This window comes from Saccharopolyspora sp. NFXS83 (assembly GCF_026241095.1).
GTDB lineage: Bacteria > Actinomycetota > Actinomycetes > Mycobacteriales > Pseudonocardiaceae > Saccharopolyspora_C.
On the sequence record NZ_JAPFGB010000014.1, the window covers coordinates 170,036 to 184,648 of the forward strand.

Sequence of the window (14,613 nt, forward strand, 5' to 3'; positions counted from 1 at the left end):
CCGTGCACGACGAGCATTGAGAGAGCGATCCCGCAGCGAGGAAGCCGCCGCGGTTCCCCCCTAGGCGGACCGCCCTGGAAGACCGTCCGCGCGGATGCGGTCGATCGTGAGCGGGAGGTGGCGGTACCGGGTGCCGGTGGCGTGGTGGACGGCGTTGGCGATGGCCGCGGCCGTTCCGGTGGTGCCGATCTCGCCGATTCCCTTGACCCCGGCCGGATTCAGGTCGTCGTCGTGCTCGTCGATCCAGTGCGCCTCGATCTCGCGGACGTCGGCGTTCGCCGCGACGTGGTAGCTCGCCAGGTCGTCGTTGACGAAATCACCGTGCACCGGGTCGATCTCGCCCTGTTCGAGCAGCGCGATCGACAGCCCCATCACCATGCCGCCCAGCAGCTGCGACCGCGCGGTCCGGGGATTGACGATGCGCCCGGCGGCGAACACCCCCAGCAGCCGGTCCACCCGCACCTCGCCGCTGTCGACGTCCACGCGCACCGCGGCGAACTGGGCGCCGAACGCGTGCCGGGACAGCTCAGCCCTGCCCGCGATGTCCTCGGTGGTGTCCGCGGTGGCCGTCAGCCCGCCGTCGGGGACGACGCCGCCGTGCTCGTCGACGTCCGCGCGCAACGACCGGATCGCCTTGATCATCGCCCAGCTCCAGGAGGCGGTGCCCGCCGAACCGCCCGCGAACGGCGCCGGCCCGTACGCGCTGCGCCCCACCTGCACCGCCACGCGGTCCGGTGGCACGCCGAGCTCGTCCGCGGCCAGTTGCAGCAGCGCGGTGCGCGCGCCGGTCCCGATGTCCGCCGCGGCGATCCGGACGGTGAACGTGCCGTCCGGCTCGGCCAGCGCCGTCGCCGACGAGGGTCGCGCGAACGCGGGGAAGCTGGACGCCGCCGCTCCGGTCCCGAGCAGCCAGCGCCCCTCCCGGCGCACCCCGGGTGTCCGGTCCCGTCCGTCCCAGCCGAAGCGCCGCGCGCCGTCGCGCAGGCAGCTCACCAGGTTGCGGCTGCTGAACGGCAGGCCCGAGTCCGGTTCCACCTCCGGTTCGTTGCGCACCCGCAGCTCGATCGGGTCCACGTCCAGTTCGTGCGCCAGCTCGTCCATCGCCGATTCGAGCGCGAACAGGCCCGGCATCTCCCCCGGCGCCCGCATCGGTCCGGGAGTCGGCAGGTCCACCCGCTGCACGCGGTGCGCGGTGCGCAGGTTCGGCGTCCGGTACATCACCCGGCCGACGGTGGCGGTCTGCTCGATGAACTCCCCGTACCGCGAGGTGTGCATGATCGCCTCGTGGTCCACCGCGGTGAGCGCTCCCGCGGCGTCGGCGGCGAGCCGCACGTGCTGCACGGTCGGCGTGCGGTGCCCGGCGAGGCTGAACATCTGCCGGCGGGTCGCGGCCACTTTCACCGGCCGCCGCACCAGTTTCGCGGCGAGCCCGGCCAGCACCGGGATGGAGCGGGGGAACGCCTTCGCGCCGAAGCCGCCGCCGATGTGCTCGGCGATGACCCGCACCCCTCCCTCGGGCAGGCCGAACAGGGCCGCGAACTCCGGGGCCGACACGGCAGGACCCTGATCGGAGTTGTAGAGCGTGAGCTCCTCGCCGTCCCAGCGCGCGATGGTGGCGTAGGGCTCCAGCGAGCTCGTGTGCTCGGCGGGCGTCGAGTACGTCGCGGCGATCCGCGCGGGCGCCGCGTCCCACGCCGCGTCCACGTCGCCCCGATCGGTGGCGGAGGGGTATCCGGCGTTCACCGTCGGCGTCGTCTCCAGCTCCGCGTCCGGGTCCAGCAGCACCTGGTGCGGGTGCTGCTCGTAGTCGACGCGCACCAGCGACGCCGCCTCCCGCGCCGCTTCCGGCGAGGTGGCGACGACGGCGCCGATGATCTGGCCGCGGAACCGCACCTCGTGGTCCTGCAGGATCCACGTCTCCGGGTTGGCCCCGCGCACCAAGCGCCCCGACGCTCCCGGCTCCATCGCCGCCAGCACTTCGGGCACGGCCAGCGCCGCGTCCAGGTCCATCGCGCCGATCCGCCCGCGCGCGATGGTGGCGGTGACGGGCCAGGCGTAGGCGGCGTTCTCCATCCGCCACTCCGAGGAGTAGGTGGCCTGGCCGGTGACCTTCGCCCGGCCTTCGGTGCGGCGCAGCCCGGCGCCCGCGGCTCGTTCGAACGTGGTCATCGCACGGCACCTTCGCCGAGGTCGCCGACGACGGCGGCGAGCACGTCGGCCGCCAGGTCGATCTTGAACTCGTTGCGCGGCAGCGGCCTGGCGTCGGCGAACTCGGCGCGGCCCGCGGCGCGCAGCAGCTCCGCGTCCGGTCGCCGCCCTTGCAACGCGCGTTCGACGGCCCGCGCCCGCCACGGCTTCGGCGCCACTCCCCCGAAGGCGGCGCTGAGACCGATGAGCGATCCGTCGGCGCGCGAGGTCAGCGACACGGCCACCGACACCACGGCGAACGCGAACGACGCCCGGTCCCGGACCTTGCGGTACCGCATACGCACCCCCGCCGGTGGGGCCGGCAGGGACACCGCGGTGATCAGATCGCCCGGCTCCAGGACGGTCTCCCGCTGCGGGGTGGTGCCGGGCAGCCGGTAGAAGTCGTCGAGCGAGTAGCACTGCTCGGCGCCGTCCGCGCGCCGCACGTGCACCGCCGCGTCCAGCGCGGACAACGCCACCGCCAGGTCGGACGGGTGCGAGGCCACGCACGAGTCGGAGGTGCCGATCACCGCGAGGTCGCGGTGCGCGCCCTCGATCGCAGGGCAGCCCGAGCCCGGTTCCCGCTTGTTGCAGGGCTTGCTGGTGTCCTGGAAGTAGCGGCAGCGGGTGCGCTGCACCAGGTTTCCCGCGGTGGTGGCCATCGACCGCACCTGCCCGGAGGCTCCCGCGAGCACCGCCTCCGCGAGCAGCGGGAACCGGTGGCGGATCCCCGCATCCCCCGCCAGGTCGCTGTTGCGCACACCGGCGCCGATGCGCACCCCGCCGTCGGCGTCGTGCTCGATGCGGTCCATCCCGAGCCCGGTGACGTCGACCAGCGCGCTCGGGCGCAGCACGTCGAGCTTCATCAGGTCCACGACGTTCGTACCGCCGCCGAGCAGCATCGCGCCGGGTCGCTGCGCGGCGAGCGAAGCCGTGGCGACGTCGGTGGCGCGGGCGTAGCTGAACGGCCTCATCGGTGCGCCCCCACCTGCGCGGCGACCTCCAGGACGGCTTCGCGGATGCCCGCGTAGGCGCCGCAGCGGCAGAGGTTGCCGCTCATCCGCTCCCGCACCTCGGCGTCGTCCAGGGCCGCCGCGTCCGCGACGCCGTCGGCGACGTCGGCGGTGACGTGGCTCGGCCAGCCCTCGTCGGCTTCGGTGAGCGCCCCGATCGCCGAGCAGATCTGCCCCGGGGTGCAGTAGCCGCATTGGAAACCGTCGCGTTCCAGGAACGCGCGCTGCATCGGGTGCAGGCCGTCCGCGGAGCCGTTGGCGACGCCTTCGATGGTGATCACCTCGTGGCCTTCGGCGGTCACCGCGAGCAGCAGGCAACCGTTGGCCCGCCTGCCGTCGACGAGCACCGTGCAGGCACCGCACTGGCCGTGGTCGCAGCCCTTCTTCGCCCCGGTCAGCCCCGCGTGTTCCCGCAGCGCGTCCAGCAAGGTCACCCGGTTGTCGACGGTCATGGGCAGGGCCTGCCCGTTCACGTGGAGCACCAGGTCGGTGGTGGTGGGATCGCCGGTCATGCTCGGGTCGCACTCCTCGCGTGCGCTCGCCCCCGTGTTCGACCGGCGGCGAGTGTGGACAACAGGTCGCCGGGTCGCGTGCACGAGCCGGGACGTCCCCACTGTGCTGCGCGGCTCGCGGGCGCTACCAGGGCCGAAATGTCCTAGGTGCGCCGCACCCACCCTCCGCGACCGCTCCTGGGAGCCCCGGTAGGTTCGGCGGTCGGGTCGGCGGGCCCGTGCGCGCCGGCCTGCGTCCTGTCGGCGGCGGAGCCGCTGCGCAGCGATCACCAGGACGACGGAACCACCGGCGGGTTCTCAGCGGCCTCCTCGCGAGGACGGCGATGTCGGCGTGCACGAGAGATCGCGGCCACGGCGGATCAGGGGCGCGAGCGAGCCGCTGGGGTTCCGCCACCGACCCGCCGAGCAGATCGTCGTGAGAGGAGCCTCGTGGCAGGCAGGCAGATCCCGGTGGTGCTCGTCGCGGGTTTCCTCGGGTCGGGCAAGACGACGCTGCTCAACCACCTGCTCGCCACCGCGGGCGGCACCCGCATCGGCGTGGTGGTCAACGACTTCGGCAGCATCAACATCGACGCGATGAACGTGGCCGGTCAAGTGGACTCGATGGTGTCGCTGGGCAACGGCTGCCTGTGCTGCGCGGTCGACGCGAGCGGCCTGGACGCGATGCTGGCGCGGCTGGCGGAGCCGAGCGCGGGCATCGACGTGATCGTCGTGGAGTGCAGCGGTCTCGCCGATCCGCGCGAGCTGATCCGGATGCTGCTGGCGGGCGAGGACCCGAACACCGGCTACGGCGGACTGGTCGAGGTCGTGGACGCCGTCGAGTTCGACGACACCCGGCGGCGGCACCCGGAGTTCGCCGCGCACCTGCGGTACGCCGACGCGGTGGTGCTGAACAAGATCGACCGCGTGTCGACGGAAGAACTCGCCGCGCTGCGCGCGACGGTGGACGCCGAGGCGCCCGGCGCACCGGTGCTGGAAGCGGTGCGCGGCCAGGTGGATCCGGCGTTCCTGTTCGACCGTCCGGAACGGCCCGCCGACACCGGCCCACGACAACTGTCCTTTTCGGACCTGCTGGCCGAGCACGACTGCTCCGAGCACGCGCATTCCGCTTACCAGAGCGTGGAATTCACTTCGGACCGGCCGCTGGATCCGCGGGCGCTGATGAGCTTCCTGGACGACCGGCCCAGCGGCCTCTACCGCATGAAGGGGACCGTCCACTTCGGAATTCCCGGGCATCGGCAGAAGTTCCTGCTCAACACGGTCGGCAACTACGTGCGGTTCCACCGCGCTCCGTGGTCCGGCGGCGAACCGCACCGCACGGCGCTGGTGCTGATCGGCACCGACCTGAACGCGGAGAAGCTCCGCGCCCGCCTCGCGGACTGCGCCGCCGAGGCGCCCGAGGACGCCGACGAGTACGCCATGCTGCCGGTCCTGCGCTACACCGCCTGACCGGTCTCACCGCAAGTGGCGTGCGGCGTTCTCCCGGGCCTCGCCCAGCGCCCTGCTCAGCGACCCGGTGCGCAGCGGCCCGTGACCCGGGAGCAGCACGTCCGCGCGCAGGCCCTCCAGCGAGTCCAGCGACTGCAGGGCGCGAGCACCGTCGTGGTGGAACATCGGCAGCAGCATCTGCGGCCCCTTGGCCCGCGACGTGGGATGCCCGGTGATCACGGTGTCGCCGCTGATCAGCACCCCGCGTTCGGGCAAGTGGTAGCTGCTGTGCCCGGAGGTGTGGCCGTGGGTGGGCACCGGCACCGGCCTGCCCGGCAGGTCCAGCGCGCCCTCGCGGGGGAACGGCTCGGCGGACGGGATCGCGCACGGCTTCAACGCCCCGGCCCGCAGCACGTGCGCCGCCCACGGCAGCACCCCGGGACGCCACGCGTTGGCAACGATCTGCTTCGGCGTGGCCTGCTGGAGGTACTCGCGCTTCGCGTGCGCCACCTCGACCCGGTCCAGGTAGACGGGGATGCCGTACTTGCGGGTCAGCTCCGGCAGCGAACCGATGTGGTCCACGTGCGCGTGCGTGACCAGCACGGCCTCCACGTCGCGCATCCGGTACCCGACCTCGCGCACCGACGCCTCCACGGCGTCCGCGTCATCGGGGTAACCGCCGTCGATCAGCGTCACCGAGTCGTCTTCGACGAGGATGACCCAGTTCGTGCTGCTCCCGTGGACCAGGTACGTGCCTTCGGCCGCCTGGACGACGCGGCTCTCGCTCATCGAATCCCCTCCCACGTCGATCATGCCGCATCGACGAGCAGGGGGAACAGCGAGGTCACCCGCGCGGCGCCGCCTGCCCGCTACCCCGCCGCGACCTCCGAGGGGTGCGTGGCCAGCGGGGTCACCTCGATCGACATGTACGGGAACAGCGGCAGGTTCCACAGCACCTCGTGCAGCTGCTCGTTGTCGGCGACGTTGAGGACGCTGCGGTTCGAGTACCGCCCCGCGCACCGCCAGATGTGCGACCAGAGCCCGGCCCGCTGCAACTCCTGCGAGCAGGCCTTCTCCCCCGTGCTCCTCGCAGGTGACCTCGTGGCGGCGGCTCACGCCGTGTACCGCCTCAATGAGCTCGGTCGCCCAGCGCGGTGCTGGTGTCGGTGGCGATCCGCTCCTACCGGAACCGCTTGGTGGCGGAGTTCCCTAAGGCGGTGCCGGTGGGAGCGGGTTGTTCGGTCCGCGCCACCGACCTGACCGGGCTGACCGCCCGGGAACGGGCGGTCGCCGGGCTGGTCGCCGCCGGGATGACCAACAAGCAGGCGGCGGTGGAACTGTACGTGTCGGTGAAGACGGTCCAGTTCCACCTGACCCGCATCTACGCGAAGCTCGGCATCGCCTCGCGCACCGAACTCGCCGCCTGCTTCCGCGAGGACGGCTAGCGCTCTCGCGCCCGCCCGCCCCGGGTGCGGGAACAGATCACAGGGTGCTCTGCTGCTCGCTCTGCTCGATCAGCTCGTCACCGAGCGCACCGAGGGCTCCGTGACCGGCCACGAGCCGGACGGTGCCCTCGTGGAGGCGGTAGGACAGGCCCGCCACCGCGCACTCGCCCGTGGCGATCTTCGCGGCCAGCACGCCGGAACGTTCGACCAGGAAGTCGGTGGTCTTGCGGATGTGCTCGTCGACCATCTCGTCGATCGAGGTGCGGCCGGCGGCGCGGGCGCTGAGCACGCTCGGGTAGACGCGTTCCACCACGTCGCGGACGTAGCCGGTGGGCGAGTTGCCGTCGTCGTAGGCGTTCGAGGCGGCGGTGACGGCACCGCAGGAGTCGTGCCCGAGCACGACGACGAGCGGGGTGCCGAGCACGCCGACGCCGTATTCGATGCTGCCGAGCACTTCGGATCCCGCGACGTGCCCGGCGGTGCGCACCACGAACAGGTCCCCCAGCCCGCGGTCGAAGATGATCTCGGCGGCGAGCCGGGAGTCGGAGCAGCCGAACAGCACCGCGAACGGCGTCTGCCCCGGTGCCAGCGCGGTCCGGTGGTCGGCGTCCTGGTTCGGGTGCAGCCGGGTGCCGTCCACGAAACGACTGTTGCCCTGGATCAGGAGCTGGAGGGCTTCGGCGGGATTGGCCGGGTCGGAGAATGGCATGTTCGCAAGCTACCGCAGGTCACGCCGATTCAGCGGTGCGCGCGATCACGATGGGACGCGGTAAGTCGATGCGGCTCCGGAGTGCGCGGCGCGCCGGAACGCTGCGGTTGCGCGCGCCTGCGGAGAGCGACGGGCGGCGCGGCCGTTCACCACCGTTCGCACCAGCGGCGATGGCTCCGTTCACCTCAGCGAGCACGGCCGGTCGCTCCCGAGCAATGAGCCGAACGGGCGGAATGCGCACCCCTCGGGACGCTCTCCTTTACCCAACGGAGTCAACGCTGACCGCTTGACCGCTCGCCACGACACATGACACGGTCTGCATGAGACTCAGGTCACTTAATTCCCCGTGGCCGGGACGCGGATCGCTTCCGCTCCCCGCCCGATGCCGACGACGCCATCGCTTCCCGGCGGACCACGCCGTCCGCCCACGCCTCGCGGGAGGACAGAATCGTGCAGACCAAGGCCGCGCTCCTTCACGAACCTGGTCAGGATTGGGCCATCGACGAGATCGAGATCGGCGATCCCGTCGCGGGCGAGGTGCAACTCCGGCTGGCGGCGACGGGCCTGTGCCACTCCGACGAGCACCTGCGCACCAACGCGATGCCGGTCCCGGTGTACCCGGTGCTCGGCGGGCACGAGGGCGCCGGCGTGGTGACGAAGGTCGGCCCCGGAGTCACCGGGGTGCGGGAAGGTGATCACGCGGTCCTCGGCTTCATCCCCGCGTGCGGGGTCTGCCGTCCCTGTTCTGCCGGGATGCAGAACCTCTGCGACCAGGGCGCCGGGCTGCTCACCGGCCAGGCCATCTCCGACGGCACCCACCGGGTGACGCACCGGGGACGGCCGGTGGCCCCGATGTGCCTGCTGGGCACGTTCGCGCCGTACGTGACGGTCAACCAGTCCAGCGTCATCAAGATCGAGGACGACATTCCGCTGGAGACCGCGGCCCTGCTGGGGTGCGGGGTGTCGACGGGATGGGGTTCGGCGACGGAGGTCGGCGCGACGCGTCCCGGCGACACCGTGGTCGTCGTCGGCGCCGGTGGCATCGGCATCAACGCGGTGCAGGGCGCGGCGGCGGCGGGCGCCCGCTTCGTCGCCGCGATCGACCCGGTGGAGTTCAAGCGGGAGAAGGCCGTCGAGTTCGGCGCCACCCACACCTTCGCGTCCATGGAGGAGGCGCTGGAGCCGCTGCGGGACGTCACCTGGGGCCGCCTCGCGCACACGACCATCCTCACCGTCGGCGAGCTGCAAGGCGATCAGCTCGCCGAGGCGCTGGCGATCACCGGCAAGGGCGGCCAGGTGGTGGTGACCGCGCTCGCCGACATGACCGCCACCGACGCGAAGATCGGCATGTTCGAGCTCACGCTGCTGCAGAAGCGCATCCAAGGCGCGATCTTCGGCGGCGCGAGCCCGCGCACCCAGGTGCCGCGGCTGCTGGAGCTGTACCGGCAGGGGCGGTTGAAGCTGGACGAGCTGGTGACCCGGACCTACTCGCTGGACGAGATCAACAAGGGCTATCAGGACATGCGGGAGGGCAAGAACCTGCGCGGCATCGTCCGCTACACCGACGCCGACTGGTGATCCGCTGATCCGCGACCGGGCGCGGGAGGGCGCACGACCCTCCCCCGTCCGGCCGCGGCGCGAACGGCGACCGGCGCAGCGCCGGGGTACCCGTGCTCCCGCGGCGGAACGCGCTCGGGCATGATCGCTATCATGCCGATCTTCCTCCTGCTCGGGGCTGGTGCGCCGATCGCCGCCCCGCAGGCCGCGTCGACCGATCCGATGCGCCCCGTGTTCGTGCTCGTGCTCGTGCTGCTGGCGATCGCCCTGGTGCTGGTGGCGCTGAGCAAGTGGCTGCGGTTCCGGCAGGGCTTCAGCGCGCAGCGCCAGCGCGAGCTGCTGTGGGCGATCCCTGTCCCGTGGGACATCCAGCAGGCGGTGCGCGAGTTGATGCGCACCGGCGATCAGGTCCGCGCGGTGTCGACGCTGCGCGAGGCGATTCCCGCGGTCTCGCTGCTGCAGGCCAAGTTGCTCACCGATCGGCTCGTCGAGCACGACGACCACCCCACCGGGTACGCCGAGGTCGTGCGGGAGATCCGCGAACGCGACCCGGAGCTGGACGCCCAGCTGCGCCCGCTGGTCGAGCACAAGGCGGAGATCGAGGTCGTCCGCCTCCTGCGCGAACGACTCGGGCTCGACCTCCGCATCGCCAACGAACTCGGGAAGTCCATGCACGAGTAGCTCCCGCCGGGAAGCGACGCCCCTACGCGGGGACGCTCGAACCGAGGATCGAGCTCATCGCCTCGTGCAGTGCCGACGCCGGGTCCGCGGGCAACCGTCGGGAGCGCCAGCCGATGTGCTTGTCCGGCCGGACCAGCAGCACGCCGTCCTCGTCGACCTCCCGCAGCCGCGACCAGTCGAAGTACAGGTCGGTGACCTCGCGGCCGGGGCCGATCACCACGGTGTTCAGCTCCACGCCGAGCTCGTGGGCGACCTTGTCCGCGGCGTCCTTCCAGACCTGCCCGGTGATGCCGGTGAGCAGCGTGAACCCCGTGGCGGGCGCGAGGTCGTGCGTGGAGATCTTCCGGGTGCTGTCACCGACCCACGCGTGCGGCAACCGCGAACCGGGAACCGTGGAGGGCTGGTAGTACAGCTCCGGGTCGCGTTCCGGTTCGGGCCGCGCGCAGCCGTCGGTGACGATCGCGGCGGACTCGTAGAACTGGCCCAGTTCCACGCCGTGCGCGTTGAACTCGTAGTCCTTGAGCTCCATCGCGCACCGCAGCGCGTCGCGCTTGGCCACGCCCTCCGGGGTGGCCGCTTTGCGCTGCTCCATGTTCTCGACCACCTCGGTGTCGGAGCCCGGTTCCGCGATGCCGAGCGCTTCGAAGAACCGACCGAACTCGCGCCCGGATCGGTTGGCGCGCAACACGATCTGCTCGGCCACCGGCGCGCGTTCCGCCGTGTAGGTCGCCAGCAGCTCCGCCCCCGCTTGCCCGCGCAGGACGGCGGCGAGCTTCCACGCCAGGTTGTAGGAGTCCTGGATGGAGGTGTTGGAGCCGAGCCCGTTGCTCGGCGGGTGCTTGTGCACCGAGTCCCCGGCGCAGAACACGCGTCCGGACTGCAACCGGGTGGCGTACTGCTCGTTGTTGCCCCACAACGAAGTTCCGGTGATCTTCACGTCCAGTTCCGGCAGCCCGAGCAGCCGGCGCACGATCGCCGTGGCCCCGTCGTCGTCGAGCACCGGCGGCTCACCGCGCACGTCGTAGCCGCACACGATCATCCACTCGTGCCACGGCCGGACCATGCGCACCGCGGCGGTGCCGATGCCGCCGACGTTCGCTCCGGGCTGCACCACCCAGTAGAGCACCGAGGGCCGGTGCGCGACGTGCTCGGCGAGGTCGGCGCTGAAGGTGATGTTCATCGACCCGGCGGTGTCGAGCTCTCCGCGCATCGGCAGCGCGACGTCCTCGGCGACTCGCGACCGCGCTCCGTCGGCACCGATCAGGTACTTGGCGCGGATGTCGTACTCGTGCCCGGTGAACCGGTCCCGCACGCGGGCGGTGACGCCGTCGGCGTCCTGCTCCAGGGACAGGTATTCGGTGGCGAACCGGGTCTGGGTGCCGCGCTGCGTGGCGTTCTTGACGAGGATGGGTTCCAGGTAGGTCTGCGGGATGTCGCAGTTCCACGACGGCGAGGCGAGTTCGTAGTCGGCGTGCCGCGCCGGGTGGGTGCCCCAGGTGCGGATCCGGCCCAGCTCCTCACCGGCGATGGCGGTGCAGAACACGGTGTCGCCCATCAGCTCGTGCGGGGTCGCCTCGGCGAGGACCTGCTGCTCGATGCCGACGTCGCGGAAGATCTCCATTGTGCGCTGGTTGGTGATGTGCGCGCGGGGCGTGTTCGCGGTCCAGCGGTACTTGGTCACCATGACGTTGGCCACGCCGAGCGTGGACAGGAACAGGGCCGCGGACGCTCCGGCGGGGCCGGATCCGATGATCAGGACGTCGGTCTCCACCTGGTGGCCCGGTGGGGGTTCGGACACCGTCATCTGCACTCCTCCGCACGTGCGGCCACGATCGCTGATCCGGATCACTGCGGACGGTTCATCAGGGCGTTCCGTCCGCACCACCGCGCGGCGGCCCGCCGGTCCGGGCTCGCCGGGCCGGTGCGGCGGCCCGAGTTCAGCACGGATTACAACCGCCGCCCCAGCCATGATCAAGACTCCGGATCCCCAAGGCGCCGTTTCGTCCATAGTGGACTCGATTTCGGACATCTTCCGGGAAAGCAGTTTCCGCACGAAGTGAAGCTGGAGCCGCCGCCGACGAGGACGCCGACTTCCGGACGTGACCCTCGCCACCGGCCGGCCGATTCCGGCGAACCGGCCGCGGAACGACGATCCACCACGGCGCCCCACCGCCCGCGCCCGACCTTGACCGGCCGACGACCGCGCTGCTAAACATTCATCAGGAAACCTGATGAACACAGCGAGGTGGCCGATGAGTGCTGCGGTGAACGACGAACGGCGAGGAGCCCCCGAGCCCTGGGGTGACACGGTGCAGGTGGAGTTCGACGACGGCATCGCCTGGGTGACGTTGAACCGGCCGGACAAGCGCAACGCGATGAACCCGGCGCTCAACGACGAGATGGTCCGCGTGCTCGACCACCTCGAAGGCGACGACCGCTGCCGCGTGCTCGTGCTGACCGGGGCGGGCGAATCGTTCTCCGCGGGCATGGACCTCAAGGAGTACTTCCGCGAGGTCGACGCGACCGGCAGCGCCGCCGTGCAGACCAGGGTTCGCCGCGCCAGCGCCGAATGGCAGTGGAAGCGGCTCGCGCACTGGATCAAGCCGACGATCGCGATGGTCAACGGGTGGTGCTTCGGCGGTGCCTTCACCCCGCTCGTCGCGTGCGACCTGGCCATCGCCGACGAACGTGCGCAGTTCGGGCTTTCCGAGGTGAACTGGGGAATTCCACCGGGCGGCGTGGTCAGCCGCGCGCTCGCCGCGACCGTCGGCCAGCGCGACGCGCTCTACCACATCATGACCGGCGAGACCTTCGACGGAACCGAGGCCGCGCGCATGCGGCTGGTGAACGAGGCCGTGCCCGCCGAACGCCTGCGGGAACGCACCCGCGAGCTCGCGGCGAAGCTGGCCTCGATGAACCAGGTGGTGCTGCACGCGGCGAAGGTCGGGTACAAGGTCGCCGCGGACATGCCGTGGGACCAGTCCGAGGACTACCTCTACGCGAAGCTCGACCAGTCGCAGTTCGCCGACCAGGCCGGAGCCCGCGCGAAGGGCCTCAGCCAGTTCCTGGACGACAAGACCTACCGGCCGGGCCTGAGCACCTTCGACCCGGGGAAGTAGCGGCGCACGCGGGAAATTCACCGCGCCGGGTCTCGCCCGCCGAGGCCCGGCGCGAGATCGTCCAAGAAGACCGCGGTCCGCGTCCTGCGGACGCCCGGCGAAAGGTGAACCCGTTGCGAAACCAGGGGCTCGGTTCCTGGCCCGTTCGGCGAGCGAGGATGACGCCGCACCGGATCGCGCTGCGCCACGGCGACAGGTCCACCACTTACGCCGAGCTCGCCGCCCGCGTGGACCGCCTCGCGCACGGCCTGCGGTCGGCCGGGGTGCGGCCTGGCGACCGGGTCGCCTACTTGGGACCGAACCATCCCGCGTACCTGGAAGTCCTGTTCGCGTGCGGCTCGGTGGGCGCGGTGTTCGTGCCGTTGAACTTCCGGCTCGCCGCACCGGAACTCGAGCACGTGCTCGACGATTCCGGCGCCGCCCTCCTGATCCACACCACCGAGCACGCCGCGACGGTCGCCGCGCTCACCACCCGCGCCCGCCCGGTCGAGGTGGCCGCCGACGGCGAGATCGGACTCGATACCGGCGCCCCCGCGGAGCCCGTGGACCTGCCCGTCGGCACCGACGATCCGTGCCTGATCATGTACACCTCGGGCTCCACCGGACGCGCCAAGGGCGTGGTGCTCACGCACGGGAACCTCACCTGGAACAGCGTGAACGTGCTGGTCGAGACCGACTTGGCCGCCGACGAGTGCGCGCTGGTCGCCGCTCCGCTGTTCCATGCCGCCGCGCTGGGCATGGTGTGCCTGCCGACGCTGCTCAAGGGCGGCAAGGTGGTGCTGCACTCGTCCTTCGACCCCGCGGCGGCGCTGGCCGCGATCGAGCGCGAGCGGGTGACGCTGATGTTCGGCGTGCCCGCGATGTACGACGCGCTCGCCGCGCACGAGCGCTGGCTCGACACGGACCTGTCGGGGGTGCGCACGTTGCTGTGCGGCGGTTCCCCGGTGCCGACCGCGACGATCCGGCGCTACCTGGCGCGGGGCCTGAGCTTCGTGCAGGGCTACGGCATGACGGAGGCCGCGCCCGGCGCGCTGCTGCTGGACCGCGAGCACGCCACCGACAAGATCGGCTCGGCCGGAGTGCCGTCGTTCTTCACCGACGTCCGCGTCGTCGGCGCCTCCGGCCGCGACGTCGAATCGCGCGAGCACGGCGAGGTCCTGGTCAGCGGCCCGAACGTGATGCCGGGCTACTGGGGCTTGCCCGCCGAGACGGCCGAGGTGCTGCGCGACGGCTGGTTCCACTCCGGCGACGTGGCCACCGTCGACGCGGACGGCTACGTCTACATCGTCGACCGCCTCAAGGACATGTTCATCTCCGGCGGTGAGAACGTGCACCCCGCGGAGGTGGAGAACGCCGTCCACGGGTTCCCCGGCGTCGCGGCCTGCGCGGTGATCGCGGTCCCGGACGCCAGGTGGGGCGAGGTCGGCCGAGCCGTGATCGTGCCCGCCCCCGGCGCCACCATCGACACCGCGGCCCTCCTGGAGCACCTGCGCGGCCGGCTCGCGGGCTACAAGGTCCCCCGCTCGGTCCGCTTCGCGGACCACCTCCCCACCACGGGCTCCGGCAAGATCCGCAAAGCGGAAGTCCGCGAACTCTTCGGCGAGTGACCGAACGTCAACCCCGTTGCCCAGCTCAGCCCCACGACGAAGCCCGCCTCCCGCCTCAAAGCCGAGCCTTACAGCAAAGCCCGCCTGCCCCACGGCCGAAGGCAGTGTTTTGCGGCGAAGCCGTGCAGTGGGCGGCAATGCCCGCCTGTCGTGCGACCGAAGGGCGTGCCTGGCGGCCGAAGGCCGTGCAGTAGGCGGCGAAGCCAGCCTGCCTCGCGGCGTAGCCGTGCCTCGCGGCCGAAGGCCGTGCAGTAGGCGAGCGAAGCAAAGCCTGCCTCGCGGCCGAAGGCCGTGCCTGTAAAGCGCGAAGCGCTTTAGCCCACGTCGAAAAGCCGCTCACCGGCGGGTTCTCAGC

Annotated in this window: 12 protein-coding genes and 1 pseudogene; 6 read left to right on the forward strand and 7 right to left on the reverse strand. The window is 71.7% G+C overall.

Features of this window, described 5'->3' with window-relative positions:
- Window positions 1-60 precede the first annotated feature (60 nt).
- The 3 genes from OOZ19_RS17275 to OOZ19_RS17285 are packed head-to-tail and all read right to left on the reverse strand — an operon-like array spanning window position 61 to window position 3,712.
- Entirely contained in the window at window positions 61-2,169 is a 2,109-nt protein-coding gene (locus OOZ19_RS17275; protein WP_266091145.1) for a xanthine dehydrogenase family protein molybdopterin-binding subunit, read from the reverse strand.
- A complete protein-coding gene (locus OOZ19_RS17280; RefSeq protein WP_266091146.1) occupies window positions 2,166-3,161 on the reverse strand; it encodes an FAD binding domain-containing protein in 996 nt (331 codons plus the stop codon). Before OOZ19_RS17280 ends, OOZ19_RS17275 begins: the two co-directional genes overlap by 4 nt.
- Complete coding sequence (locus tag OOZ19_RS17285; RefSeq protein ID WP_266091147.1) at window positions 3,158-3,712, reverse strand: 2Fe-2S iron-sulfur cluster-binding protein; 555 nt, start codon at window positions 3,710-3,712, stop codon at window positions 3,158-3,160. Before OOZ19_RS17285 ends, OOZ19_RS17280 begins: the two co-directional genes overlap by 4 nt.
- Window positions 3,713-4,141: 429 nt before the next feature.
- On the opposite strand from OOZ19_RS17285, the gene OOZ19_RS17290 reads away from it, so the two are divergent.
- On the forward strand, window positions 4,142-5,161 hold the full coding sequence (locus OOZ19_RS17290; protein ID WP_266091148.1) for a CobW family GTP-binding protein: 1,020 nt from the start codon (window positions 4,142-4,144) through the stop codon (window positions 5,159-5,161).
- A gap of 6 nt (window positions 5,162-5,167) precedes the next feature.
- On the opposite strand, the gene OOZ19_RS17295 is transcribed toward OOZ19_RS17290, so the two are convergent.
- Together OOZ19_RS17295 and OOZ19_RS17300 are read right to left on the reverse strand one after the other, a co-directional pair.
- Window positions 5,168-5,929: an MBL fold metallo-hydrolase gene (locus OOZ19_RS17295; RefSeq protein WP_266091149.1), complete on the reverse strand. Its 762-nt coding sequence runs from the start codon at window positions 5,927-5,929 to the stop codon at window positions 5,168-5,170.
- An 80-nt stretch (window positions 5,930-6,009) separates the two neighbouring features.
- A pseudogene (locus OOZ19_RS17300) lies at window positions 6,010-6,219 on the reverse strand (muconolactone Delta-isomerase); the annotation flags it as partial.
- Window positions 6,220-6,300: 81 nt separating this feature from the next.
- Here OOZ19_RS17300 and OOZ19_RS30190 point away from each other — a divergent pair.
- Window positions 6,301-6,585, forward strand: coding sequence for a response regulator transcription factor (locus OOZ19_RS30190; protein WP_416309448.1), 285 nt, complete (start codon window positions 6,301-6,303; stop codon window positions 6,583-6,585).
- A gap of 37 nt (window positions 6,586-6,622) precedes the next feature.
- Here the strand turns inward: OOZ19_RS30190 and OOZ19_RS17310 are convergent, their stop codons facing one another.
- Window positions 6,623-7,294, reverse strand: a complete 672-nt coding sequence (locus OOZ19_RS17310) for a carbonic anhydrase (protein WP_266091150.1) — start codon at window positions 7,292-7,294, stop codon at window positions 6,623-6,625.
- A 450-nt stretch (window positions 7,295-7,744) separates the two neighbouring features.
- Between OOZ19_RS17310 and OOZ19_RS17315 the strand changes: the two genes are divergently transcribed.
- Both OOZ19_RS17315 and OOZ19_RS17320 read left to right on the forward strand, forming a co-directional pair.
- Window positions 7,745-8,872 (forward strand): NDMA-dependent alcohol dehydrogenase, encoded by a 1,128-nt coding sequence (locus tag OOZ19_RS17315; RefSeq protein ID WP_266091151.1) that lies wholly within the window; start codon window positions 7,745-7,747, stop codon window positions 8,870-8,872.
- A gap of 132 nt (window positions 8,873-9,004) precedes the next feature.
- Entirely contained in the window at window positions 9,005-9,532 is a 528-nt protein-coding gene (locus OOZ19_RS17320; RefSeq protein WP_266091152.1) for a hypothetical protein, read from the forward strand.
- 22 nt (window positions 9,533-9,554) lie between these two features.
- Here OOZ19_RS17320 and OOZ19_RS17325 read toward each other — a convergent pair whose 3' ends face one another.
- Window positions 9,555-11,336: an FAD-dependent oxidoreductase gene (locus OOZ19_RS17325; RefSeq protein ID WP_266091153.1), complete on the reverse strand. Its 1,782-nt coding sequence runs from the start codon at window positions 11,334-11,336 to the stop codon at window positions 9,555-9,557.
- A gap of 448 nt (window positions 11,337-11,784) precedes the next feature.
- Here OOZ19_RS17325 and OOZ19_RS17330 point away from each other — a divergent pair, with 448 nt between their 5' ends.
- Both OOZ19_RS17330 and fcs read left to right on the forward strand, forming a co-directional pair.
- A complete protein-coding gene (locus OOZ19_RS17330) occupies window positions 11,785-12,651 on the forward strand; it encodes a p-hydroxycinnamoyl CoA hydratase/lyase (RefSeq protein ID WP_266091155.1) in 867 nt (288 codons plus the stop codon).
- A 158-nt stretch (window positions 12,652-12,809) separates the two neighbouring features.
- On the forward strand, window positions 12,810-14,258 hold the full coding sequence (gene fcs, locus OOZ19_RS17335; protein WP_266091156.1) for a feruloyl-CoA synthase: 1,449 nt from the start codon (window positions 12,810-12,812) through the stop codon (window positions 14,256-14,258).
- Window positions 14,259-14,613: the final 355 nt, after the last annotated feature.